This window comes from Acinetobacter sp. IK31, from assembly GCF_035615195.1.
Lineage (GTDB): Bacteria > Pseudomonadota > Gammaproteobacteria > Pseudomonadales > Moraxellaceae > Acinetobacter > Acinetobacter calcoaceticus_C.
In genome coordinates this window covers 222,906-249,730 of sequence record NZ_JANBOB010000002.1, presented here as the reverse complement: position 1 = coordinate 249,730, position 26,825 = coordinate 222,906, and the positions used below count along the sequence as shown (strand labels likewise).

Below are 26,825 nucleotides of genomic sequence, written 5' to 3'. Positions count from 1 at the left end.
TAAACTTTTTCTCTATGATGCGACAATAATTAATTGTGAATTAGCATACTTGGTTAATGAGACAATGAAGCATCAGTTTAAATTTAATCCTTTAGCGACAGCTATTTTTACGCTCTTATGTGGCTCCATACAATCAAGTTATGCTGAGTCAGCTGATGTTGTCTCCAATATAGACAATAATCAACTTAAAGCGAACATCAAAGAAGCCTACCCGGGTCAAGAGTTCTTTCAACAGTATTATGTTGATAAATCTGCACCTGAAGCACAGCTTCGTGATAATAAATATTTAAGCTCGGCATTTTGCCAGGGTACATGGGTTACACCGATTAACCCAGAGACCAAAGCCCTAGATGCAGATAAGACGACTTCGGTCGTTACGGCTAATTATGGACATTATAATCCTGCCGGTGACTCTGTTTTAGAAGGCGACGTCGTTATTGATCAGGAAGGGCGCACAGTTCGTGCCGATAAAGTTACGATTGATAAAACTCAAACCATTGCACATGCACAGGGCCGAGTACAATTAGCTCAAGGTGGATTACTTTCACAAAGTGATGAAATTAATTACAACTTAAAAACCCAAACCGGTGATTTAGACAATAGTTTTTATATTTCTGAACAGCAACATGCCCATGGTCATGCAGGAAAAATCGAAAGAACTTCTCCAAATGTCATGGTGCTTAATGATGCAACGTACACGACCTGCCCACCTGGCCAAAAACCAGGTTGGAAAATTCAGGCTAATAAAATTGAGTTGAATCAGGAAACTGGACGTGGTGTAACTCGTGGAACAAAACTCTACGTTAAAGATGTTCCAGTTCTAGCAGTTCCCTATTTTAACTTCCCGATTGATGACCGTCGTACCACTGGTATTCTCAACCCACAATTTGGTTTCTCAAACGATGGTGGTGTTGAGCTTTCTGTTCCAGTTTATTTAAACCTTGCGCCTAACTATGATCTCACCCTTACTCCGCGTTATCTAGCAGACCGTGGTGCAATGTTAAAGGGCGATTTTCGATATTTAACTGATGGCTTTGGTGCCGGTGAAATGTGGGGTGGTTTCTTACCATCAGACAAAGGCTACAATGATAAAGATCGTAAAGATTTCCATTTTTTACATAACTGGGAAATCAATGATCAATGGTCAACCAATCTAGAATACAACTATGCTTCAGATAAAGACTATTTCTCAGATTTAGATAGCAGCCCCAACTCTAAAACAGACCTAAACTTACGTAGAGCATGGGAACTCAACTATCAACACGGCATTCCGGGTTTAAAAGCTCAGCTTAAAGTCGAAGATTTCCAGACACTTGATCCAGAAATTGCAGATGCAGATAAACCTTATGCACGTTTACCGCAATTCTTATTAAATTATGTGACTGGTAATCCATTAGGCTTACAATACGAATTCAATAACGATACTGCATACTTCAAGAAATCAATTACTGATGATTCTGCTCAGGAAAGTAGTGGTACACGTATCTACAACCAGTTTGCAACGCGCTACAACTACCGCACACCAGCAGCATTCTTAATACCTGAAGTTTCCGTACGTTCTATTCAAACATTCTATGATAAGGACAGTATCGCATCTCAAGGGTTAGATGGCGGTTCTGAAAATAAATCAGTCGTTGTACCTCAATTTACATTGGACACTGGACTGAATTTTGAACGTGAGGGCAAGTATTTACAAACACTTACTCCTCGAGCATTTTATGCATATGCTCCATACAAAAACCAAGACAGCTATCCAAACTTTGACTCAACTTCAGCATCAGTAAGTTATGATCAATTATTTAACCCTTACCGCTTCTACGGACATGACCGCCTTGAAGACAACAACTTTCTATCACTTGGCGTAAGTTATAGCCTCTTTGACACAGTAGGCTTAGAACGTTTACGTGCAAGTGTAGGTCAAAGTTATTATTTTGAAGATCGTCGTGTGACATTAAAGCCACAAGATGAGATTGATACCGAACGTAATACTGGACCAGTTGTAAGTTTAACAAGCCAGTTAAACCAAAACTTCACTATCGCAGCCAACTCAGCATGGATGTCTAATGGTGATAACGCTCAGCGCGATTTCCAAGTTTATTATACTGGAGATAAAGGAAATCTTTATAACTTAGGCTATTTCTATCGCAAAGATATTGCAGGACGCCAAGATACTTACGATCAGGTTGTTGCATCGTTTATACAACCAATTAAAGACAATTGGCGTATTATGGGCCACGTACAATACGACATGGATAACGATGTTGCGCGTGAACTTTTATTAGGCGTTAACTATGAATCATGTTGCTGGGGTATTTCAGTCTATGGCCGCTCATACTACAACGACCTAGATGATCCAAAATCTCCAGATGTTAGTGAAAAACGCGCCATTATGGCCGAAATTACACTAAAAGGTTTAGGTGGTTTAAACAATAAACTCGCGTCTTTACTTGAAAATCGCGTTTTAGGTTTTAACAAAATTAATCAATCTTGGACACAACGTTAATGAAGACAAAGCATCTTAAACAGTTTTTTAAAGCAACTACCCTTGCTGCCCTAATCTCTTCATCAATGCATAGTTTTGCCCAACCCGCTGATGAAGTTGTGGCAATTGTGGACAATAGCGTAATTTTAAAAAGCGATCTTCAACAAGGGATGACTGAAGCCGCTCACGAACTACAAGCACAAAAAAAAGAAGTTCCACCTCAGCAATATTTACAATTTCAAGTGTTAGATCAATTAATCTTGCGTCAGGCACAACTTGAGCAAGTTAAAAAATATGGCATTAAACCTGATGAAAAAAGCTTAAATGAAGCCGTATTAAAAGTAGCAAGTCAATCTGGAACTAAAAGCTTAGAAGCCTTCCAGCAAAAGTTAGATGCTATGGCACCAGGGACTTACGAGAGTTTACGTGGTCGAATCGCTGAAGATTTAGCAATTAGCCGTTTGCGCCAACAACAAGTCATGTCTCGTATTAAAATTAGTGATCAAGATGTAGAAAACTTCTTGAAATCACCTCAGGGACAGGCTGCTCTAGGAAACCAAGCACATGTAATACATATGCGTATTACTGGTGATAATCCACAGGAAGTTCAATCTGTAGCTCAAGAAGTACGTTCAAAACTTGCGCAAAGTAATGATATAAACGCATTGAAAAAACTTTCAACTGCAAATGCAAAAGTTGATGGTGCTGACATGGGATTCCGCCCACTTTCAGACATTCCCACCGAATTGGCAGCACGTATTACTCCATTACAAGAAGGCCAAACAACTGACTTAATTTCAGTACGTGATGGTGTACATGTTTTAAAGCTTATTGAACGTAAACAAAATGAGCAAAAAGCATTAGTACCTCAATTTCAAACTCGCCACATTCTGATTCAACCTTCAGAAGTGGTTAGCATTGAAAATGCCAAGCAAATTATCGATAACATCTATAAACGCTTAAAAGCTGGTGATGATTTTGCAACACTTGCGGCTACTTATTCAAATGATACGGGTTCGGCACGTGATGGCGGCAGCTTAGGCTGGGTAACTCCGGGCATGATGGTGCCTGAATTTGACAAAAAAATGCAGGAAATTCCTGTAGGTGAAATCAGCGAACCATTCCAGACTCAATTTGGTTGGCATATCTTGCAAGTAACTGAAAAACGTGAAAAAGATATGACTCACGAATATCAAGAGCGTATGGCACGTCAAATTTTAGGTGAACGCCAATTTAACACTGAAATCGATAGCTGGTTACGCGAAGTGCGTGCAAATGCATATGTAGAAATCAAAGATCCTAGTCTAGACAAAAAGAACTTACAAAAATAAGTCTTTTTCCCTTCATTAAAACCTGTGTTTATCGCAGGTTTTTTTATGAATAAAATTTACTTAATAAAAAACCGGTTATATAAATAACCGGTTTATATAAATTAAACCCTAACGGGAATTATTTATAACGATCAACCATTTTCTCTAAAGAAATTGGACGGATCTTGTCAGCATTTCCAGCTGTACCAAATGCTTCATAACGATCGATACAAATTTGCTTCATTGTATCAACTGTTTTAGCAAAGTATTTGCGTGGATCAAACTCAGATGGATTCTCCGCCATAAACTGACGAATAGCACCAGTTGAAGCTAAGCGTAAATCAGTATCAATGTTGATTTTACGTACACCGTGTTTGATTGCTTCTACAAGTTGCTCAACAGGTACACCATAAGTTTCGCCGATATTACCGCCGAACTCATTGATTACCTTTAACCATTCTTGCGGAACAGAACTCGAACCATGCATTACAAGGTGAGTATTTGGTAATGCCGCATGAATTTCTTTAATGCGGTCAATTGCCAGAATATCGCCTGTAGGTGGACGCGTAAACTTATACGCACCGTGTGAAGTACCTACTGCAATTGCTAGTGCATCAACATTTGTATCAGCAACGAACTGAGTCGCTTCTTCAACAGAAGTTAGAAGTTGAGAATGGTCAAGTACACCTTCAGCACCTACGCCATCTTCTTCACCTGCCATCCCAGTTTCAAGGCTACCTAAACAGCCAATTTCACCTTCGACAGAAACACCACATGCATGTGCTAAAGCAACAACGTTACGAGTCACATCAACATTGTATTCGTAAGATGTAGGAGTTTTACCATCTACACCTAATGAACCGTCCATCATCACTGAGCTAAAGCCAAGCTGAATTGAACGCTGACAGATATCAGGGCTTGTACCATGGTCTTGGTGCATTACCACTGGAATATGTGGCCATTCTTCAATTGCAGCCAAAATAAGATGGCGTAAGAATGGAGCGCCTGCATATTTGCGAGCTCCAGCTGATGCTTGAACAATTACAGGTGAATTGGTTGCATCCGCGGCAAGCATGATTGCACGCATTTGTTCTAAGTTATTTACGTTAAATGCTGGTACGCCGTAGTTATGTTCAGCAGCGTGATCCAAGAGCTGGCGCATTGAAATGAGTGCCATAATATCCTCCCAGGTAGTGCGGGTTATTCTACCCTTTCATTTATTTCAATTCAGCAACAAATCACAGTATTTCAAAAAAAATCCCCGCATATGCAGGGATTTTTTAACAAAAAACAACAAATTAATGTGTTTCTGAAGCAGCAGCCTCACTTGGTGCACTACCTTCAACCACATCGGTATTCTTTTCATCTAAAACTGGCTTGTCAATCGCATCAATTGCTGCTTGTTGCTCAGGTGTTACTTTTTCAGAAACAGCAGTAGAAGCTGCCGATTCCTGTCCAGCCTGAGATGCTTCGTCTTTCTTAGCACAAGCAGTCAACATCATCGGTACAATTAACAGAGCAGCAAATGTAAGCTTTAAATTCATCACTATTGTCCACAGTTGGTGATTTAATGCTCGCTATTTTATTGCAGATATATGACAGTTTTATGACCTATCCATGAAAAAGGGACTGGTAACCCAATCCCTTCTTATTTTTAGATAACAGTATTAAGCACGCTCAAGTAAAACAGCCACCGCTGGCAAAGTTTTTCCTTCAACAAACTCAAGGAAAGCACCACCACCTGTAGAAATATAACCAATTTGATCAGCAACGTTATATTTATCAATCGCAGCTAAAGTATCTCCACCACCAGCGATCGAGAAACCAGCAGATTGTGCAACTGCAAGAGAAAGTGCTTTAGTACCTTCACCAAATTGATCAACTTCAAATACGCCTACAGGACCATTCCAAAGAATCGTTTTTGATGTTGTTAAAATATTTGCAAATGCTTTAGCTGTTTCCGGACCAACATCTAAAATCATATCGTTTGATGTTACATCTTCTACTTTCTTCACAACTGCTTCAGCTGCTGCCGAAGAGCCCAAGAAATCTTCAAAATTAATTTGTGATGCATCGGCAACTACTACATCTGTAGGAAGTGGAACACTTACTTTCGCAGCAATTTGTTTTGCAGTTTCAACTAAGTCAGCTTCGTATAATGATTTACCAACATTGAAACCAGCAGCTGCCAAGAATGTATTTGCAATACCGCCACCAACAATTAGTTGATCACAAATAGTAGAAAGTGAGTTTAAAACATCAAGTTTAGTTGAAACTTTAGAACCAGCAACAATTGCAACCATAGGCTTTTCAGGAGTTTGCATTGCACGGCCTAATGCATCTAATTCGGCAGCCAATAAAGGACCAGCTGCTGCAACAGGAGCAAAACGAGCTACACCTTCAGTAGATGCTTCTGCACGGTGAGCAGTACCAAATGCATCCATAACGAAGACATCACATAGTGCTGCATATTTTTGAGCAAGGTCTGGATTATTTTTCTTTTCACCATGGTTAAAGCGCACATTCTCAAGCAATACAACTTGACCAGCTTCAACTTCTACGCCATCTAGGTAGTCTGTTAACAATTTAACTTCTTGGCCCAATACTTCTGTTAAATAAGCAGCTACTGGTGCAAGTGATTGTTCTGGCTTTGGTTCACCTTCAACAGGACGACCCAGATGCGAAAACACCATCACAGCTGCACCTTTTTCTAAAGCAGCTTTAATAGTTGGTAATGCCGCGCGCAAACGAGCATCGCTAGTAATCACACCATTTTTGACAGGAACGTTTAAATCTTCACGAATAAGAACACGTTTACCTGTTAAGTTAAGGTCAGTCATGCGCTGAAAATTCATGTAAAGCTCTCTTTATGATTTTAAAAACGCGCCAATTTTAAATGATTACATCAAAAAAGGTTAGTTTTTTTGCATAAAAGCTGTAGAAAGCCCCAGTTTTGATTATGATAGAGATAGTCATTTGATATTTCGTCCATTATGTCTATTCATCCAGATCCACAAATCAATCGTTTAAATGTTTTAGGGGAACCTTTAGCAAGCTGTTGTTTCGACCCTATTACTGGCTATTTTAGAAATGGCTTTTGCCACACAGCAGTAACAGACCTTGGTCAGCATACCGTATGTGCGCAAATGACCTCCGATTTCTTAAATTTCTCACAAAAAATTGGTAATGATCTTATTACCCCTTTACCAGAAGTAGATTTCCCTGGTCTAAAGCCTGGTGATTTCTGGTGTATCTGTGTTACTCGTTGGGTAGAAGCTTATCAAGCGGGTCAAGCCCCTCCCATCAAAATACATGCATGTCATCAAGCTGTATTAAGCTATGTGCCTTTAGATGTTTTAATGGAATTTGCAGTGTAATGGTACAGCCACAAATTATTTTGGCATCAAGCAGTCAAACACGCAAAGCCTTAATGGATCGCTTAGGGATTGACTATATCTGTGTTAGTCCAGATATTGATGAAAGTCCACGGGATGAGGCCCATGCAGATGAACTTGCGAAAAGATTGGCTTTCACAAAAGCCCAAGTGATTGCTGCACAAAATCCACATGCAGTTGTTATTGGTTCCGATCAAGTCGCATGGCGAGAACACACCCCAAGTGACTTTATTGGTAAACCAATGACTATTGAAAATGCCCAAGCTCAGTTAGCAGAGAATTCTGGTCGAACTGTATTTTTTAGTACTGCACTCAGTGTGCAATGGCTTGAAAAGAATTTTGAGCAAACGCTTGTTGAACACTATCAAGTTAAATTCCGAACCTTAAATCAGGCCGAAATTGAACGATATATTGCATTAGATCAACCACTCCATTGTGCTGGTAGCTTTAAGTGTGAAAGTTTAGGAATTAGTTTGTTCGAGAAAATGACAGGCCAAGACCAAACGACTCTTATGGGTTTACCCATGATTCAACTTTGCCATATTTTAAGGCAGCTAGATCTCCAAATTCCTTAATTTTAGTTATTTTTACAAATAGGTTATTTCCATGACAGAACCTTTAGCAGTTTTAGGCGGTATTACTGCCGAACAATTTTTAGCAGAGTATTGGCAGAAAAAACCTTTACTTGTGCGCAATGGGCTTTCCGAAATTGTAGGTCTTTTAGAACCCCAAGATGTGCAGGAACTTGCTTTGGAAGAACATGCAAGTGCCCGACTCATTCGTCAAAAAGATAGAAATCCAAATGAATGGCACGTCAAGTCTTCACCTTTAACCAAGGGTGACTTTCAAAAGCTACCAAAACTATGGACGCTTTTAGTACAAGCTGTAGACCACTACTCTTTTGATCTTTCTGAACTTTGGAAAAAATTTCCTTTTATTCCTCAATGGCGCCGCGATGATATTATGGTGTCTTATGCATCTAAAGGCGGTTCAGTTGGAAAACATTTTGATTTTTATGATGTGTTTCTAGTTCAGGGTCATGGACACAGACGTTGGCAATTAGGACAAATGTGTGATGCAAACACTGCATTTGTACCCAATCAACCATTAAAACTTTTACCAGAAATAGACGTGCAATTTGACGAGGTCTTAGCGCCTGGTGATTTGCTATATGTTCCACCTGGAATGGCACATTATGGCGTGGCCGAAGATGATTGCCTAACGTTCTCATTTGGCTTTCGTATGCCAAACGTTGCTGGGATGATGGAACGTATTAGTGATCAATTTTCAGCTAATACTTTATTGCAAAATCCTGTTTTAGACATCACACGTAAGCAGATGAGTCAAATTGGTGAAATTAATGAAACTGAACTGAATCACTTAAAAGATTTAGTTTTAGCTCAATTACAAGATTCAGCAGCACTTGATGCCGCTATCATGTCTTATATGAGTGAACCTAAATATCCGGATAATATTCCAGAAGCGGATGAAATCGAAGCCGCTGACTTAAAAGAAATTTTACATGAAGGTTACGAGATTCTGTTAGAGCCAGCCTCTCGACTACTTTATACAGAGCAAAATGAGACGCTAAACTTTTGGGGAAATGGTGAAGCCCTATTTGTAGCTGAGTCCTTTGGGCAAAAATTAAAAGCAATTGCCAATGGAGAAAACCTGCCATTCGATAGTCAATTTAATAATGATGAAACACTAGAAAACGTTGCACACTTATTAAATGAATCTATTCTGATGCTTTTACCCCCTGCAGAGTAAACATCTTAATAAAAAGTAGATTTTTTCATGAAAATGGAAAAATCTACTTTTTAAACTAGCATCTGAACTCAAATATATATTCCATTATTACGCGTTAAATTTATCTACAAATCCTTAAATAGCGCGCAATTAAGATTATTAAGCTTAGAAATTTTGAAACGAGAATTAAAAATAGAAAGCCTTATTATTAACAAAATGAGCTACCTCTTACGTACTTTTCCCTTAAAATTTAAACGATACCGTTTAAAAAAATAATATCTTTTTTCTATCAATAACAAACAATACCTTGTAAAATTAAAGATCCAGATTCTCATTAATACAGATCACAGTTCAAGCGAATAGCAATTCATTTGTGAGAGGCTAAAAAATATGTCGAAGAAAGATGACATTATTAACACCGCATTAAGACTTTTTAACTCATATAGCTATAATTCTATAGGTGTAGATCGCATCATTAATGAATCTGGCGTTGCAAAAATGACTTTCTATAAGCATTTTCCATCGAAAGAAAAATTAATTGAAGAATGCCTACTTCTACGGAATACGCTTTTACAAAACTCGCTTACTTCTGCCTTATCAAAACATGATGAGTTAGAGCCTCTTGCGAGAATTAAAGCAGTATTTTTATGGTATTCCGACTGGTTTAATAGTGAAGATTTTAATGGGTGTATGTTTCAAAAAGCTTTGGAAGAAGTTTTAAAACAATATCCGTCAACACATCAACCTGCCACTTTGTATAAAGCTTGGTTGACTCAACTCATGCAAAATCTTCTTAACCAATATGATGTAAAAGAACCAGGTCCTTTATCTTTACTACTCGTTAATATATTAGAAGGTATGACCATTCAAGCTCAGGTCGAGCATGGTTCAATAAAAATTTATGATTATTGGAATCGAGTTGAAAAGTTAATCGACTTTGAAAGAGCTGCTTAAAAAATAAAGCGTGACATTCTTCTTCTTATATTAATATTCTTCTTATCTATCACGCTGCGTCTGAAAGTCATTTTGGTTCAAAATTAGACGTTTTTTTCGACCTTACTAAACCAAAATATACAGACCTGTCTGTACAAAACAGATTATATATTTAAAAAATAAAAACTCAATCATTTTTTATGTTTCATTCAAAGATAAATTGGATTTAACTATTTATCGGAGTGAAATAGCACTTATTTCATGTTGGTTTCAATTCACTTATACTTAACAATTAAACTTATAACACAATGCAACACTTTAGACACAAAAGAAATACAAACAACTGTTTTTAATTAAAAATACCACTTATTTATCAATTCCACTTATATTGCTTTTCAACAAAAACAATTGGATTGATTAGTTTTGCTACATTCATTTCAGTAAGATCAATCTATACTATGCCCGCTATATTGATATAGGTATAAAGTATGAAAGATGGACTCCAAATTGAAGAAATGAAAAATGCGGCTGATTCAGTCGTTGGAATTCTCAAATCTCTGGCTAATACAGATCGTTTATTAATTTTATGTCACTTAGCTTATGAAGAGCTAAATGTCTCACAAATTGAAGAGAAGACCCAAATTACACAGCCCACTCTTTCACAACAGCTTATGATGTTACGTAAAAGTGATGTTGTATCAACTCGTCGTGATGGTAAGCAAATTTTTTATTCTATTAAGGATGACAATATGCATTCAATTTTAAATACGCTTCACCAGCTGTACTGTGCAAGTAAATAATATCTTTAAATTATAATTTTATAAAAATATTAGTAATTTCCTGAAATATGCGATTTTTCAGCTTGAAAGCTTAGAGTTTAGGATAAGCACAAAGTTTTGAAAATTCGCGTAGCTTTTCCAAAGCCTTATTTACCCCGTTTTCCATTCCATCAATTCATATCTCTGTAGTTCACGCGGTACTTTCACAGCTTTTTGATATAATTCGTTTTCTTAACGAACAATTAACAAGCAAAGCCTCCAATAGAAAAAATTAAAGTTAAATAATAAATAAAATTAAAACAACGATTTAATATTACCAACCTTTATAAAAAGCCCTAGCTGGTATAAAAAAGCTTAAGATTCACATCACTTACGTATAAAATACTCCGCTTGTTCAACCTTTAGCCATGATTAGGTTAATAAGGCCTTTATATGCTTGCATTCTTTTCTCGATTAAGCTTAGTCACTAAGATTATTATCGCCATTATTTTAGGAATAGGCGTTGCATTACTATTTCCGAACGTTACGCCTTATTTAAGTTTATTTGGTGAGCTTTTCATTAAAGCCTTAAAATCGGTTGCCCCTATTTTAGTTTTTGTATTGGTGCTTTCCTCTATTGCCAACTTTCAAGTAGGTCATAGTGCAAATTTACGCCCAGTTCTACTTCTATATGTAATAGGAATGCTATTAGCCGCTTTTAGTGCTGTTATCGCAAGTTTATCTTTTCCAAGCACCTTATTCCTCAATACGATTTCACATAATGATTTACAAGCGCCTGGTAGTCTCGCAGATATATTAAAAAATTTGCTTTTAAGCTTTATTGCAAACCCTGTTCAAGCCATTAGTGAAGCTAACTTTATCGGTATTTTAGCTTGGGCAATTGGTCTAGGTTTAGCTATGCGCCATAGCTCAGATACGACAAAACAAGTGATGCAAGATGTTGCACATGCTGTCAGTGCTATTATTCATAAAGTAATTGCTTTTGCGCCTGTCGGTATTTTCGGTTTAGTTGCTGTAACATTTGCTGATGCGGGTCTTGCAACACTTGAGAGCTATGCACACTTATTAGTCGTATTACTAGGGACAATGCTATTTGTTGCCCTCATAGTCAACCCTATTCTCGTAGGCTTAACTATCCGTGGTAATCCATATCCTTTAGTTTTTAAATGCTTAAAAGAAAGCGGTATTACTGCTTTCTTCACACGAAGCTCAGCAGCCAACATTCCAGTTAACTTAGATTTAGCAGAGCGTTTAGGTGTTAATCCATCTACGGCAAGTGTGTCTATTCCATTAGGTGCAACAGTAAATATGGCTGGCGCAGCAGTGACAATTACTGTACTCACGCTAGCCACTGTACATACACTTGGAATTCATGTTGATTTCGCAACAATGGTTATTTTATCAGTTGTTGCTACAGTTTCAGCATGCGGTGCTTCTGGTGTAGCTGGTGGTTCTTTACTTCTGATTCCAGTAGCTTGTAGTTTATTTGGTGTTTCAACTGAAATTGCTATGCAAGTCGTGGCTATTGGTATGATTATCAGTGTATTGCAAGACTCTACAGAAACAGCGCTTAACTCTTCTACGGATGTTTTATTTACCGCAGCTGTAGATATTCGTTCTAAACAAACTTCCTAAACGAAATGCCATTTCAACGTCTACCAAACTGGTTCCAACTTGGGGCCTTTTTACTGGCATTTAATGCCGGAATGATTAATGTATTAGGGCTAATTACCCTTTTGCATCAATCTATTTCACATATGACTGGCAACGTTAGTATGCTAGCTATGAGTTTGGTAGAGTGGCAACCAGAACATCTCATTTTCTTACTTCTGGTAATTATTTGTTATGTTTGCGGTTCATTTTATAGTGGTTTTATTTTAGGCAGCAGCCATTTTCGACTAGGTCGTCGCTATGGCCTACCTTTGAGTCTTGTTGCTTTATTCATTTTTCTTTGTTGGCTATTACTTCCTTATTTTCCACGCTATGGATTATTATGGGCTTGTACAGCAATGGGCCTACAAAATGCAATGGTGAGCCATTATAAAGGAACCATTATTCGAACTACCCATCTATCTGGCGTTTTAACAGATATTGGTTTAGCACTTGGATATAAAGCTAGAGGCTTACAGGTAGAAAACCGACGTATTGTTTTACACTTACTTATTTTTGCAGGTTTTCTGCTGGGTGGAATTCTCGCCGCGCTAGTACATCCGCATTTAAAGTTACAAGCATTTTTATTGCCAGCAACTTTAAGCTTAGTCTTAAGTATTTCTTACTGGGTAGTTTACTTCTATAGCCCTTCAACTTCACATAAGGATTAAGTCATGGTTAAAAATGCCTTACAAGCACAGTTATTAAAAGCTGGGTTAGTGGATAATAAAAAAGCAAAAAAACTAACAAAACAAGCTCATCATGAACAACGCATCGGTCAAAGTGATGAGCCTGAAATCAAAGCGAATATTGAAAAAGCTCAACAAGAAAAGTTAGCTAAAGATCAGGCTTTAAACTTAGAAAAACAACAACAACTTGAGGAGAAAGCCCTCAAAGCATCAATCATTCAAATGATTAAACATCATAAAATTTCAAATACTGATGGTGATAGTGTTTATCAATTTATTGATGAAGGTAAGATCAAGAAGGTATATATTTCTCAGCAAGTATACAATGCCCTTGTTTCAGGCAGTTTGCTCATTGCTAAAGATCAAAATCAATATGCTTACCTACCTAAAGCATTAGCTGAAAAAATTGATCAGAAGATGAAAGGTTTTATTTTATTGAACAATGCTGAGTCCAATGAACAGACCACAGATGAAGAAGATCCTTATGCAGCCTATGTTATTCCTGATGATTTAATGTGGTAACACATACAATGGCCTTTATGATGTAAATATAAAGGCCTTTTCCCAATTAGTTTAAAAAGTATTAATTTAACAAATGTTCAAAATATTAAGAAAAAATACTTAAAGAATAAATTCCTTCACCACTTTATCTATTAATCCCGATATAATAAATCATAATTTTTTAAGTCCTCGCGACATTCTTGAAGATTTCTTCAGGTATCCAAATTTTACGTCATGTACTCATGAATGACGTACAACATAATCAGTTCATGTGTATTTGCACATATTCAAAAGATCGAAAACTTAAGTGATCTTGATCTAACTGACTTTTTTGTAAATTTAATTGCAAAGACTTAATTAAGTGGCTTTTGTCTTAAAGGTAGTAATTCATGCTGAAGTGGTTTGAAAAACTTGTAGATCCCTACCCAACAAAAGGTCTGGATGAACCTTTACCAACTCGTTTTTTTCCATTTGTATGGCAAGCAACGGAAGGCTTACGCCCTTACTTATTCTTACTTATTCTTTTTACAGCAGGTGCGGCAAGCTTTGAAGCCTTACTTTTTTCAAAGATTGGACAACTCGTAGATTGGTTAAGTAAAAGTCATCCTGAAAGTTTTTTAAGTCAGCACACGACTGATTTACTCCTTTTAATTGGTGTTTTATTTACCAACATCTTTTTTGTAAATATTCAATCTATTGTTAAACACCAGATTTTATATAGTACTTTTCCAATGCGTTTGCGTTGGCGTTTCCATAATCTTTTATTGAAACAAAGCTTAGATTTTTTCCATAACGACTTCGCTGGAAGACTTTCTGCAAAAGTGATGCAAACGGCTCTGGCAATCCGTGAATTCTGGATTATTTTGGGCGATATGTTGGCTTACGTCGCTATTTACTTTATTACCATTAGTATTGTTCTTGGGGCAATTTCACCAATTTTGTTAATACCACTTTTGGTTTGGTTAACTTTATTTTTATTAAGCGCATGGTTCTTTATCCCCCGTTTAAGTAAAGTTTCGCAACAGCAAGCCGATGCTAGATCAGTTATGACCGGCCGTATCACCGATGCTTATACCAACATTCAAACTGTTAAATTGTTTGCTCATGCGGGACGTGAGAGCCAATATGCAAAAGCATCAATGAAAGAGTTTATGACAACAGTCTATGCTCAGATGCGTTTAGGCACTCTTTTTGAAATAAGTATCAACATGCTATCCGCCGTTTTATTTATTGGCGTTATTGGTACTTCAGTTTGGCTATGGACTCAAGGTCTAGCAGCATTAGGCGTAATTGCAGCGACTACTGCCATGATTTTAAAGCTGAATAGTATGGCTGAATTTATGATGTGGCATATGTCCGCGTTATTTGAAAATGTTGGAACCATTCAAGATGGTATGCAAACATTAGGTAAAAAAATCAATATTCAAGACAAACCAGATGCAAAAACGCTTAACGTTACCCAAGGCGAGATTGTATTTAAAGATGTAAGCTTTGCTTATAACAATAAAAATGTGATTGATCATTTCAATTTACATATTAAAGCAGGTGAAAAGATAGGAATTGTTGGACGCTCTGGAGCCGGAAAGTCTACGCTTATTCAGTTGCTTTTACATTTTTATCATCTTAAGCAAGGTGCAATTTTAATTGACGGGCAAAATATTGAAGATGTAACTCAAGATAGTCTAAGAGCGAATATTGCCTTAGTGACACAAGACACTTCTTTATTACATCGTTCAGTGGCTGAAAATATTAAATATGGGCGTCCAGATGCATCTGATGCCGACATGGAAAATGCTGTAAACAAAGCAAAAGCCACCGAATTTATACCTCAGTTGGTTGATTTAAAAGGTCGTAATGGATATGACGCCCAAGTAGGTGAACGTGGTGTAAAACTTTCTGGTGGTCAAAGACAGCGTATTGCTATTGCACGCGTATTCTTAAAAGATGCCCCTATTCTGATTTTAGATGAAGCCACTAGTGCATTAGATTCGGAAGTTGAAGCGGCTATCCAGTCAAGTTTAAATGACCTTATGGTTGATAAAACTGTTATTGCAATTGCACACCGATTATCTACTATTGCACAAATGGACCGTTTAATTGTTCTTGATGAAGGAAAAATTGCTGAGCAAGGAACACATGAAGAGTTAATTGCTCAAAATGGAATATATGCACAATTATGGAAACGTCAAACAGGCGGCTTCCTGTTTGAACAAAAAGTTTTACAGGGTCAAGATTAATGCTTTATTTAGAAGATTTGAAAATTGGTGATCGTTTCATTAGCCGTGAATATGAAATCACCTTAGATGAAATCAAAAAATTTGCAAATTCTTATGATCCTCAACCATTTCACACAGATGAAGAACAGGCTAAGCATGATCCTATTTTTCAGGGGATTGCTGCCAGTGGTTGGCACACTTCTGCCATCACTATGCGTTTATGGACAGAATGCATGCCTATTCATGGCGGTTTGATCGGTTCAGAATCGAGTTTGCGGTGGCCACGCCCCACCCGACCGGGTGATAGAATTCATGTTGAAACTGAAATTTCAGCAATCACACCATCCAAAACAAAATTAGATCGTGGTATTGTAAGTTACGTTACGCAAGCCTTAAATCAACATGGGGATGTCTTACTTATTTCAACAACAAAAATTGTTGTCTTTAAAAAAAATGTTTAAAAATGGTTGATATGATTGTCTAACAGTTTTTATAAACTCAGATTATATTTCATGACAAGATGTGTAAGAAATGCATGTGAAAAATTGATGAGAGCAATGGAACGCATATGAAAATTACCTCAGCTCGTCAAGATCAGGGTATTCCGGGTGTCTATGGCCTATTGCTATTAGATGTCGTTTCACGTTGGGGATACAACGATGAAACATTATTTGCTCCATTTCATCTTACCAGCGAGCAACTAGCTGACCCTGACTATCGTATTTCTACACCAGTAGCGAATGAACTGGTTAAACACGCGCTTAATCTAACTGGTGAAACTACTTTGGGTTACCATCTTGGTACTCAAATGCGTATTTCAATTCATGGTTTTATTGGCTATGCAATTATGACAGCCAAAGATATTACCGAAGCAATTGCTCTCGCAGCACGCTTTATTCAACTACGCTTACCCTTTTTACAATTATATTTCTCAACTTTTGGGCCCAAGGCGACCTTACAATTACAATGTGATATTGAACTAGAACCTTTGCGAACAGAAATTGTTTTAGGTCTAACTATTGGCATTATGAGCATGGCGAAAGCCATGACTGGTATTGAAGATTTAGCTGGTGATGTAGATTTAGATTTCGCAGAGCCAGAAGGTTTCGAGAAATATAGAAGTAAGTTAAGTAGTACGATTCGCTTTAACCAACCCCATTTAATTTCAAGTTTTGATAAAAAATATTTAGGACTTAAATTAATTAATTCAGATCCAATCGCCAGTCAAGTTGCCATTAATCAATGTGAATCTGAACTTTCTGCTTTGGGTGAGCGCCGTCGTTTAGCAATGCGAGTTCGCGATATTTTAAGTAACTCGGAACAACATTATTTAAGCATTGAAAATGTAGCAGAATACCTACATATGTCGGATCGCACCCTCAAACGTCAATTGGCAGCAGAAGGAACTTCATTTTCTACATTAGTTGATGAAGTACGCTATCGGCACGCAACATCTCTGCTTTCCCGTACAGATTATAGTCTTGAACAGATTGCAGACGAACTTGGCTATTCGGACGTTGCAAATTTTAGCCGTGCTTTTAAACGCTGGAGCGGCCGCAGTCCGAGCAACTGGCGTAAAGACCCATACTTATAATGTTTAAAACTATTGGACACAAGCTTAAGGAGTTACTATGAATCATCCTTCGGAACTGAAGTATGCACGTACACATGAGTGGATAAAAATTGAAGGTGATCTTGTTATTACAGGGATTACTGACCACGCACAGGATGAACTGGGCGATTTGGTATACGTCGAAACTCCTGAAGTTGGTCGTCAAGTTACAGCTGGCGAACAAGCTGGAGTTGTTGAATCAGTGAAAACTGCTTCGGACATTCATGCTCCTGTTTCAGGCACTGTAGTAGAAGTAAATACCGACCTTGAAGATGATCCTGATTTCGTAAATGACGATCCATATGGTAAAGGCTGGATTTATAAAATCAAACCAGACAATATTGCAGATGTTGAAAAACTTTTAACAAATGCAGAATATGAAGCTGGCCTATAACATAGGTATCTTTTTCAAGATTTAATAAAAACCAGTTTAGATTTAAGCTGGTTTTTTCTTTGTTTATGCAGTTAATTTAAAGTCAGCTATCTGATTCGGTGACGTATATGACAAAACTTGTTGTGTTCTCTGGCGCGGGTATGAGTGCCGAAAGTGGAATTAGCACTTTTCGTGACAGTAATGGTCTATGGGAAAATTATGATATTCAACAAGTTGCCACACCAGAGGCGTGGGAGAAGAACCCTGCTTTAGTTCAACGTTTTTATAATGAACGACGTAAAAATATTTTAGAATCTCAACCTAATTCAGCTCATCAATATATTGCCAAACTACAAGATTATTTTGACGTACAGGTTATTACCCAAAATATTGATGATTTGCATGAGCGTGCGGGAAGTCTCAACGTTTTACATTTGCATGGAAACATTCGTTTATCAAAAAGTTCAGGACCAGATGCACAATTCACAACTCGGTTTTATGACATTAATGGTTGGGAATTAGATTTAGATCGTGACATTTGCCCAGATGGCTACCCCCTTCGCCCACATGTTGTTTGGTTTGGAGAAGCTGTACCTGTTTATGAAGACGCAATTAAATTAGTGCAAAGTGCAGATATTTTTATTGTAATCGGGTCCACATTAAGCGTATATCCGGTTGCTGGTTTAGTGCATGAAATTTCAGCTCAATGTAAAGCTTATTATATAGATCCAAAAGCAGATTATGTACGTGTTCCTCAACAATACGAATTGTTAAAGTTGTCAGCCACTCAAGGAATGCATCAACTTTTTGAAAATTTAACCAAATGACTGCAATTTTTAAGGACAAAATAAATTTAATTTGAATAAAAATTATTATTTTTTGGATAAAATTTTGTCGAATTCTCTAATTTTGTTTTAATTTTCGGCAATAAAATTTTGCCCACCACCCTTTTTACAAATAAATATAGAGTTATTTTTTATAAAACTTATTTTTCTTAGAATAATTTTAAAAAATAAAATATTAAAAAATTTATAAACAAATGATAAATAATATATTTTTTAAGTTTGTAATCTAAACTACATAAACTTACACAAAGATACAAAAATACAATGTAAAGATAACAGAGCAAAAAAATTCTTTTGTGGTTGAATCTCAACCTCTTGAATGCCGTACAAGAAAACAGCGACCTGGATTAGGTTACAATCACGGATTATGGATATAAGGACACACATCCATCATGAGTTATTTTGATCCCACCCTCATCATGTTTATGGTGTACATTTTAGCAATGGTACTTATTGGCTTATTTGCCTACCGTGCTACAAGCGACTTCTCAGATTATATTCTTGGTGGTCGTAGTTTAGGCAGTTTCGTTACTGCGTTATCCGCAGGCGCATCAGACATGAGTGGCTGGCTACTCATGGGTTTACCAGGAGCGATTTATCTTTCTGGTTTATCGGAAGCGTGGATTGCAATTGGTCTAATTATCGGTGCTTGGCTTAACTGGCTACTGGTTGCTGGTCGATTACGCGTTCATACTGAAATACAAAATAATGCATTAACTCTGCCAGATTATTTTACTAGCCGTTTTGATGACCAGAAAAAAATACTTCGTATCTTTTCGGCGGTTATTATTTTAGTTTTCTTCGCAATTTACTGTGCTTCAGGCATGGTAGCTGGCGCACGTTTGTTTGAAAATTTATTCGGAATGTCCTACAACACTGCAATTTGGCTCAGTGCTATTGCGACCATCAGTTATGTTTGTGTTGGCGGCTTTCTTGCCATCAGCTGGACGGATACTTTTCAAGCTGGCCTGATGATTTTTGCTCTGTTGTTAACTCCAATCGTGACCTACCTTGCGATCGGTGACACAACTCATTTCGTTACCCTCATTGAAACTGCTCGTCCGCATGCGTTTAATCTCATCTCGGATTTTGGTGTAGTAGCAGTTTTATCCTCCATGGCTTGGGGTCTCGGTTACTTTGGTCAACCGCACATCCTTGTACGTTTCATGGCGGCTGATTCAGTAAAATCTATTCCTGCTGCTCGTCGTATTGGTATGACATGGATGATTTTATGCTTAATCGGTGCTGTAGGTGCTGGCTTCTTCGGTATTGCTTATTTTGAACAACACCCTGAGTTAGCAGCAGTTGTAAGTAAAAATCCTGAAACTGTATTTATGGAATTGACTAAAATTTTATTCAATCCATGGATTGTTGGTATCATTTTGGCTGCAATTTTAGCTGCTGTTATGAGCACATTAAGCTGTCAACTTTTGGTATGTTCAAGTGCTTTAACTGAGGATTTATACAAAGGCTTCCTTCGTAAAAATGCATCTCAAAAAGAACTTGTATGGGTTGGTCGTCTCATGGTTCTTGCAATTGCAGTTCTTGCAATTTTTCTTGCAGGCAACCCAGACAGTAAGGTTCTTGGTCTTGTTGCTTATGCATGGGCCGGCTTCGGCGCAGCATTTGGCCCCCTTATCATCTTGTCATTGTTCTGGAAACGTATGAATTTACAAGGTGCTTTAGCGGGTATGATCGTTGGTGCAGTTGTGGTTATTGGCTGGAAAAATCTTTTCGCAGATACTGGCGTTTACGAAATTATTCCTGGCTTTATCCTTGCATTTATCAGCATCATTGTTGTTAGTCTTTTAACTAAAGCGCCAAATTCAACAGTAACTGGACGCTTTGAAAAAGCAGATGAACTCTACAAAGAAAGCGTATAAAACCATCTAAATAAATAAAGGGGCTTCGGCCCCTTTATTTATTTTTAGTTTTGATTTTAATTTTTGAAGTATCTTTCACTGCCTGCATCACTGGGTAACTTCGGGTTTCTTTTACCCCAGGTAACTGCCATAGCACTTGTCCTGCAATACGTCTAAATTCTTCCATACTTCCACTTCGTAATTTAATTAAAAAATCGAAGCCTCCACTTACCATGTGGCATTCCACAATTTCTGGATAGTGCACCACAGCATCAATAAACTCATCTAAAACGTTAGGTGTCGTTTTATCCAGTAATATCTCAACAAACACCAGAAAATTAGCATTTAATTTGACAGGATTTAACTTAGCCTCATATCCCAAGATGAATTCATCTTTCGTTAATTTTTGCACTCGAGCCATAACAGCGGTTGGTGATAAGTTTACAAGTTCGGCTAATTTACTGTTAGAAATTCGCCCATCTGTTTGAAGAATATCCAAAATTTTTAAATCAGTGCGATCAAGGCTTAATAATGGGCCATTCATCTGAATTTTCCTCTAAAAAATGGGCTAAATATAGTGAGTTATTCGGTGTTTCTTCTGTAATGATAAATTATCTAAACCTCTCTACTCAAGATAAATAGTATGAGAGCTAGTTGGCGGACACAGATATGAACACAATGGATACTTTTCATCAAATGGATAAATCTCACCAAGGCTATATCACCGAATTCAACGATAAAAGTGAGTTTGAACAACGCATTAATACAGCTTGGCGACGTGCGGAACCAGAAGCTGTAGAAGAATTATTACAAGCTGCGGCTGTATCTGACGATTTAGATCATAAAATTTATGATCTTGCTTTTAATCTTGCCCATAATTTACGTGAACGTAAAACTTCTTCGGGTAAAGCTGGAATTGTTCAAGGTTTATTACAAGAATTCTCTCTTTCTTCTCAAGAAGGCGTGGCGTTAATGTGTCTTGCTGAAGCTTTGCTTCGTATTCCAGACTCAGCAACACGTGATTTGCTTATTCGAGATAAAATCAATCAAGGTAACTGGAAAGAACATGTTGGCCAAAGCAGCTTAATGTTTGTAAATGCTGCTGCATGGGGCCTTATGCTGACTGGCAAACTCATGGAAACGCCAAAGCAAACTAGTCTTTCAAGTGTACTTACTGGCTTATTAGCGCGTAGTGGCCGTGGCATTATTCGTAAAGCAGTCGATGTTGCAATGCGTATGATGGGCGAACAGTTTGTTACTGGTGAAACCATTGAAGAAGCCGTTGACCATGCAAAAGTATTGGAAGACAAAGGTTTCCGCTATTCTTACGACATGTTGGGTGAAGCTGCTTTAACCGAACATGATGCTGAACGTTATTTTAACGATTATACGCAAGCCATTCATGCAATTGGCAAAGCATCTAACGGTAAAGGTGTTTACGATGGCCCAGGTATTTCCATTAAGCTTTCTGCTTTACATCCTCGTTACCAACGTGCGCAAATTGAACGTGTTCATCAAGAGCTTTACGGCAAAGTTTTTGAGTTAGCGCGTTTGGCTAAACAATACAACATTGGCTTGAATATTGATGCCGAAGAATCAGAGCGCTTAGAGATTTCTCTTGAGTTGCTTGAGCGTCTTTGCTTCGAACCAGAACTTGCAGACTGGAAAGGCATCGGTTTTGTCATTCAAGCTTATCAAAAACGCTGTTTCTTCGTAGTTGATTATATTATTGACCTTGCGAAACGTAGCCAAAAACGTCTCATGATTCGCCTCGTGAAAGGCGCGTATTGGGATAGCGAAATCAAGAAAGCTCAAATCGATGGTATGGATGACTACCCTGTCTTTACCCGTAAAGTACATACAGATTTATCTTATATTGCTTGTGCTAAAAAGCTACTTGCTGCACATGACTATATCTATCCGCAATTTGCAACTCATAATGCACAGACATTGGCAACGATCTATCATTTAGCTGACCCAAGCAAATATTATGCTGGTCAATATGAGTTCCAATGCTTGCATGGTATGGGTGAACCACTTTATGAACAAGTCGTTGGCCCACGTGAGCAAAATAAATTAGGCGTGCCATGCCGTATTTATGCTCCGGTTGGTAACCATGAAACTTTGTTGGCTTACTTAGTTCGTCGTTTACTTGAAAATGGTGCGAATACTTCATTTGTTAACCGCATTGCAGACAAGACGCTTAAAGTTGAAGATCTCATTCAATCTCCAATTTACGATATTCGCAACGCAGCTAAACTTGAAGGTTTGGTCGGTTTAAAACACCCATCTATCCCGTTACCTTTAGACATGTATGGATCACTCCGTAAAAACTCTAAAGGCTATGATTTAGCAAATGACGAACCGCTTTCAGCACTTGACAATACAGCTCAACAACTCCGTAATCGTATCTGGCAAAGTCATCCATTATTGGCAACGACAGAAACATTAGAGCAAGGTCATTCCATTGCAATTACAAACCCAGCACAAAATGATGAAATTGTTGGGCATGTGCAAGAAGCTGATCTTAAGCATGTTGAAATTGCACTTAATGCAGCTGAGCAAGCTCAATCTGAATGGTCAAATACATCTAAAGATCAGCGTGCTCACTACTTAAAACGTGCAGCAGACCTTATGGAAGGTCGTATGCAAGAACTTATGGTTCTGCTAAGCCGTGAAAGTGGTAAAACATATGCAAATGCGATTGCTGAAGTTCGCGAAGCTGTAGATTTCTTACGTTACTATGCAACTCAAGTTGAGAACCTTCCTGCAAATACAAAAATTCAGCCTTTAGGTACTGTACTTTGTATTAGTCCATGGAACTTCCCTCTTGCAATTTTCTCGGGTCAAATTGCAGCTGCTTTAGGCAGTGGTAACTGTGTTATTGCTAAACCTGCTGAACAAACACCATTAATCGCGGCTCAAGCAGTTCAAATTTTATGGGAAGCTGGTATTCCACATGGTGCTGTACAGCTACTTCCTGGTCGTGGTGAAACAGTTGGTGCTCAGCTTAGCCAAGATAATCGTATCGATGGCATCATGTTTACTGGCTCAACTGAAGTTGCCAAGATTTTACAGAAAACTGTTGCAAAACGCCTATCTGAAAATGGCCAATCCATTCCTCTCATTGCGGAAACTGGTGGTCAAAATGCAATGATTGTGGACTCATCAGCTTTAACTGAACAAGTTGTACTTGATGTTGTCAGTTCAGCTTTTGATAGCGCTGGTCAACGTTGCTCTGCTTTACGTATTTTATGTGTACAAGAAGACAGTGCTGCAAGCGTCGTAAAAATGCTTAAAGGTGCAATGCAACAGTTGATTGTAGGTAACCCTGCTATTTTGAAAACTGACATTGGTCCTGTAATTGATGATGAAGCAAAACAGACAATTGATCAGCATATCCAAAAAATGAAGTCTAAGGGCTATCCAGTACATCAGCTAATGTTTGGTGCAACGAGCAAAAATGAATTAGATAAAGGAACTTTTGTTGTACCAACAGCAATTGAGTTACCTAACCTTGATGATTTACAACGTGAAGTCTTTGGTCCAGTTTTACACATCATTACCTATAAGTATGGTGAACTGGAACAGCTCATCTCGCGAATTAATGCCAAAGGTTATGGTTTAACAATGGGTCTTCATACGCGTATTGATGAAACGATCCAAACAGTAATTCGACATGCGGAAGTTGGTAACCTTTATATCAACCGAAATATTGTTGGTGCTGTTGTTGGTGTTCAACCATTCGGTGGTGAAGGTTTATCGGGTACAGGTCCGAAAGCTGGTGGTCCGCTTTACATGTATCGTTTAATGCAGCAGTGTTCAAACAAAGTATTGGCAACACCATTTGCCATGAAGACTGAGCAAACTGCTTTTGAAGGCTTTAACCGTGAGGTTTATCAGAGCTTACAAAATTGGGCGAAACAGCATTTACCGCAGGCAAATCGCGACATTGAACCATTTGGTGTTGGTAAGTTTTATGAGTTACAAGGTCCTACTGGGGAAAGTAACCAATATATTATTTTGCCGCGTCATCGAGTTCTTTCTATTGCTGACACAGAAGAAAACCAACTACATCAATTGCTCGCAATTTTTGCAGTTGGTAGTCAAGCGGCGGTAATGCCGAACAGCCCACTCTTGGCAAAATATAAACAAACTTTACCAAAAGATGTGCTTGCTGCAATTACTACGGTCAAAAACATCGCATCAGATGCTTTTGATGCAGTTTTACATCACGGTAACCGTGAAGAAATCTTCTCATTACAGCAAGAAGTGGCTACTCGTTCTGGAGCAATTGTAGGTATTACACATGTTGAGCCAAATGAGAATATTCCACTTGAGCGTTTAGTAATTGAACGTGCAATTAGTGTGAATACAGCTGCGGCTGGTGGTAACGCAAGCTTAATGACAATGACTGATTAACGCATAACTTTTTCAAAAAAAGCCCAAATCTTAGTATTTGGGCTTTTTTATATACTGAAGTATATCTATTCTTAAATATATAAATTTTATCTCTTAGAGAATCTAATCATGATTTTTTAGAACCCGAACAATATCAACAAAAATGCGCCCAACTTTTTAATTCCTATCAAAAAGATATCTCTACTCTTTTACCTCTTGCAAGAATTGAGCATATTGGTTCATCTGCAATTCCTAATGCAATTTCAAAGGGTGATCTCGATATTTATATTGAAGTTATGCCTGAGCAATGCGACTTTGCAATTGAACAGTTAAAAACACTTAACTTTATCGAAAAGCAAAATACGCTAAGAACACATGAACTTTGTATGCTTGAATCACTCAACAATGATGAAGTTGCTTTTCAAATAGTGACATCTCATTCGGAGTTCATATTTTTCTTAACCTTTAGAGATAAGCTTATGGTCTCTCCAACCTTGGTCAACGAATATAATCAATTAAAATTACAATGTAGTCATTTAGATCCCGATCAATATAGAACAATAAAATCAGATTTTATTAGCCATGTTCTAAAAAGCTCTTCATTTTAGATTATGCTCGCTCCTTAATAATATCGGGCTAAAATTGGCTCCTGTAACCCCGTTTTTTTTGATACCATTCACTATTTGATTCTGTCCAATTTTTCTTTGTCTATGACCTCTTCTTATCGTCAACAACTTCAAACTAAAATTGCTCGCATTACTGCGCAATTTTCTGAATATACACCACCTGCATTAGAAGTGTTTAAGTCACCTGAACAACATTTCCGGATGCGTGCTGAGTTCCGAATCTGGCATACAGATCATGATATGTTCTATGCAATGTTTGAACGTAATGATGATGACAAGCAAAAAACTGTTGTCCGCATAGACGAATTCCCTATTGCTGATAAAAGCATTAATGATTTAATGCCAAGGCTTTTAGAAGAACTTAAAGCAGAGCCTAAACTTTCCGCACGTTTATTTGAAGCTGATTTTTTAGCAACTCTTAGCGGTGAAATGTTAGTTACATTAATCTATCATCGTAAGCTTGATCAGGAATGGGAACAAGCAGCTAAAGCGCTTGCTGAGAAGTTAGATATTAAAATTATGGGTCGTAGTCGTGGCCAGAAAATTATTATTGGTGATGACTTTGTTGTTGAAGAGTTCGAACTATTAGGCCGTTCATTTAAATATAAGCAAATTGAAAGTAGCTTTACTCAGCCTAATGCAGAGGTTTGCAAAAAAATGCTGCAATGGGCCTGTGATGCTGCTGAAGGATCTAAAAAGCATTTATTAGAACTCTATTGTGGCAATGGGAACTTTACCCTTCCACTTTCATTAAAGTTCGAACGTGTTTTAGCAACCGAACTTGCCAAGTCTTCTGTTTATGCAGCTCAATGGAATATTGAGCAAAACCAGATTGATAATATTCAGGTTGCTCGTCTTTCAGCCGAAGAATTTACTCAAGCCTACCAAGGTGAACGTGAATTCCGCCGCTTACAAGAAGCGAATATTGATATTCAAAGTTATGACTTTGATACCGTATTTGTTGATCCCCCACGCGCAGGGATTGATGATGAAACCTTAAAATTGCTACAAGGTTTTGAGCGTATTATTTATATCTCGTGCAACCCAGATACACTGTATGAGAACTTAAAAATATTAGGTTTAACTCATCGTATTAGCAAGTTCGCTTTGTTTGATCAGTTCCCCTATACCCATCATGTTGAATCAGGTGTATTACTTGAGAAGATTTAAACAAAATCTTTCATTGTAAATGCTAAAAATAAGAAGGTTATATACCTCCTTATTTTTTATAGCCTTTTCATCTAAGTAATTAAATTTTCAAAAAATATCAAGTCATCTATTCGTCATAATTTCGTTTAACTCGAGCATTCCTATCGAAAATTCTTGAGTTCAATTGGTCGATTTATCACTTATAGAGACTTGTATTTTATTTTAGATTGGCTATATTTCGAGCTATGTTAGA

23 protein-coding genes are annotated in these 26,825 nt (G+C 37.6%); 19 read left to right on the top strand and 4 right to left on the bottom strand.

Features of this window, described 5'->3' with window-relative positions:
* The first annotated feature begins 64 nt into the window (after positions 1-64).
* The gene (locus tag MSG66_RS02035; protein WP_324651872.1) at positions 65-2,503 is read left to right on the top strand and encodes an LPS-assembly protein LptD; all 2,439 of its coding nucleotides are present in this window, start codon (positions 65-67) and stop codon (positions 2,501-2,503) included.
* A complete protein-coding gene (locus tag MSG66_RS02030) occupies positions 2,503-3,813 on the top strand; it encodes a peptidylprolyl isomerase (RefSeq protein WP_324651871.1) in 1,311 nt (436 codons plus the stop codon). Before MSG66_RS02035 ends, MSG66_RS02030 begins: the two co-directional genes overlap by 1 nt.
* Positions 3,814-3,931: 118 nt before the next feature.
* Here the strand turns inward: MSG66_RS02030 and fba are convergent, their stop codons facing one another.
* From fba to MSG66_RS02015, 3 genes are all read right to left on the bottom strand, one after another.
* A complete protein-coding gene (gene fba / locus MSG66_RS02025) occupies positions 3,932-4,969 on the bottom strand; it encodes a class II fructose-bisphosphate aldolase (protein WP_003651441.1) in 1,038 nt (345 codons plus the stop codon).
* Positions 4,970-5,090: 121 nt separating this feature from the next.
* A complete protein-coding gene (locus MSG66_RS02020; protein WP_005041128.1) occupies positions 5,091-5,336 on the bottom strand; it encodes a hypothetical protein in 246 nt (81 codons plus the stop codon).
* Positions 5,337-5,459: 123 nt separating this feature from the next.
* The gene (locus MSG66_RS02015) at positions 5,460-6,647 is read right to left on the bottom strand and encodes a phosphoglycerate kinase (RefSeq protein ID WP_324651867.1); all 1,188 of its coding nucleotides are present in this window, start codon (positions 6,645-6,647) and stop codon (positions 5,460-5,462) included.
* A gap of 138 nt (positions 6,648-6,785) precedes the next feature.
* Between MSG66_RS02015 and MSG66_RS02010 the strand changes: the two genes are divergently transcribed.
* From MSG66_RS02010 to putP, 14 genes are all read left to right on the top strand, one after another.
* Complete coding sequence (locus MSG66_RS02010) at positions 6,786-7,169, top strand: DUF2237 family protein (RefSeq protein WP_003651438.1); 384 nt, start codon at positions 6,786-6,788, stop codon at positions 7,167-7,169.
* Positions 7,169-7,762: a Maf family protein gene (locus tag MSG66_RS02005; RefSeq protein ID WP_133973887.1), complete on the top strand. Its 594-nt coding sequence runs from the start codon at positions 7,169-7,171 to the stop codon at positions 7,760-7,762. The genes MSG66_RS02010 and MSG66_RS02005 overlap by 1 nt, the downstream gene beginning before the upstream one ends.
* Before the next feature lie 31 nt (positions 7,763-7,793).
* Positions 7,794-8,957 carry a cupin domain-containing protein gene (locus MSG66_RS02000; protein WP_324651864.1) on the top strand — a complete coding sequence of 388 codons (1,164 nt, stop codon included), beginning with the start codon at positions 7,794-7,796 and terminating at the stop codon, positions 8,955-8,957.
* Positions 8,958-9,326: 369 nt separating this feature from the next.
* Positions 9,327-9,890, top strand: coding sequence for a TetR/AcrR family transcriptional regulator (locus tag MSG66_RS01995; protein WP_042896539.1), 564 nt, complete (start codon positions 9,327-9,329; stop codon positions 9,888-9,890).
* Positions 9,891-10,357: 467 nt separating this feature from the next.
* Positions 10,358-10,669 (top strand): ArsR/SmtB family transcription factor, encoded by a 312-nt coding sequence (locus MSG66_RS01990; protein WP_002121379.1) that lies wholly within the window; start codon positions 10,358-10,360, stop codon positions 10,667-10,669.
* A gap of 411 nt (positions 10,670-11,080) precedes the next feature.
* Positions 11,081-12,283, top strand: coding sequence for a serine/threonine transporter SstT (gene sstT / locus MSG66_RS01985; RefSeq protein WP_324651861.1), 1,203 nt, complete (start codon positions 11,081-11,083; stop codon positions 12,281-12,283).
* Positions 12,284-12,288: 5 nt separating this feature from the next.
* Positions 12,289-12,969: a YoaK family protein gene (locus tag MSG66_RS01980; RefSeq protein WP_324651859.1), complete on the top strand. Its 681-nt coding sequence runs from the start codon at positions 12,289-12,291 to the stop codon at positions 12,967-12,969.
* 3 nt (positions 12,970-12,972) lie between these two features.
* The gene (locus MSG66_RS01975; protein WP_075431380.1) at positions 12,973-13,509 is read left to right on the top strand and encodes a DUF2058 domain-containing protein; all 537 of its coding nucleotides are present in this window, start codon (positions 12,973-12,975) and stop codon (positions 13,507-13,509) included.
* Positions 13,510-13,877: 368 nt separating this feature from the next.
* Complete coding sequence (locus tag MSG66_RS01970; RefSeq protein ID WP_042896542.1) at positions 13,878-15,725, top strand: ABC transporter ATP-binding protein; 1,848 nt, start codon at positions 13,878-13,880, stop codon at positions 15,723-15,725.
* Entirely contained in the window at positions 15,725-16,165 is a 441-nt protein-coding gene (locus MSG66_RS01965; RefSeq protein ID WP_202742272.1) for a MaoC family dehydratase, read from the top strand. Before MSG66_RS01970 ends, MSG66_RS01965 begins: the two co-directional genes overlap by 1 nt.
* Positions 16,166-16,272: 107 nt before the next feature.
* Entirely contained in the window at positions 16,273-17,298 is a 1,026-nt protein-coding gene (locus MSG66_RS01960; RefSeq protein ID WP_324651855.1) for an AraC family transcriptional regulator, read from the top strand.
* Positions 17,299-17,335: 37 nt separating this feature from the next.
* Positions 17,336-17,710, top strand: a complete 375-nt coding sequence (gene gcvH / locus MSG66_RS01955) for a glycine cleavage system protein GcvH (protein ID WP_324651853.1) — start codon at positions 17,336-17,338, stop codon at positions 17,708-17,710.
* A gap of 98 nt (positions 17,711-17,808) precedes the next feature.
* The gene (locus tag MSG66_RS01950; protein WP_324651851.1) at positions 17,809-18,516 is read left to right on the top strand and encodes an SIR2 family NAD-dependent protein deacylase; all 708 of its coding nucleotides are present in this window, start codon (positions 17,809-17,811) and stop codon (positions 18,514-18,516) included.
* A gap of 410 nt (positions 18,517-18,926) precedes the next feature.
* Positions 18,927-20,417 carry a sodium/proline symporter PutP gene (gene putP / locus MSG66_RS01945; protein ID WP_133973901.1) on the top strand — a complete coding sequence of 497 codons (1,491 nt, stop codon included), beginning with the start codon at positions 18,927-18,929 and terminating at the stop codon, positions 20,415-20,417.
* Between the two features lie 34 nt (positions 20,418-20,451).
* On the opposite strand, the gene MSG66_RS01940 is transcribed toward putP, so the two are convergent.
* Entirely contained in the window at positions 20,452-20,940 is a 489-nt protein-coding gene (locus MSG66_RS01940; RefSeq protein WP_042896550.1) for an Lrp/AsnC ligand binding domain-containing protein, read from the bottom strand.
* Between the two features lie 125 nt (positions 20,941-21,065).
* Between MSG66_RS01940 and putA the strand changes: the two genes are divergently transcribed.
* The 3 genes from putA (at position 21,066) to trmA (ending at position 26,593) form a co-directional block, all read left to right on the top strand.
* On the top strand, positions 21,066-24,818 hold the full coding sequence (gene putA, locus MSG66_RS01935) for a trifunctional transcriptional regulator/proline dehydrogenase/L-glutamate gamma-semialdehyde dehydrogenase (protein WP_324651848.1): 3,753 nt from the start codon (positions 21,066-21,068) through the stop codon (positions 24,816-24,818).
* A gap of 83 nt (positions 24,819-24,901) precedes the next feature.
* Positions 24,902-25,405 carry a GrpB family protein gene (locus MSG66_RS01930; protein ID WP_133976312.1) on the top strand — a complete coding sequence of 168 codons (504 nt, stop codon included), beginning with the start codon at positions 24,902-24,904 and terminating at the stop codon, positions 25,403-25,405.
* Between the two features lie 102 nt (positions 25,406-25,507).
* Positions 25,508-26,593 carry a tRNA (uridine(54)-C5)-methyltransferase TrmA gene (trmA, locus tag MSG66_RS01925; RefSeq protein ID WP_324651846.1) on the top strand — a complete coding sequence of 362 codons (1,086 nt, stop codon included), beginning with the start codon at positions 25,508-25,510 and terminating at the stop codon, positions 26,591-26,593.
* Positions 26,594-26,825 lie beyond the last annotated feature (232 nt).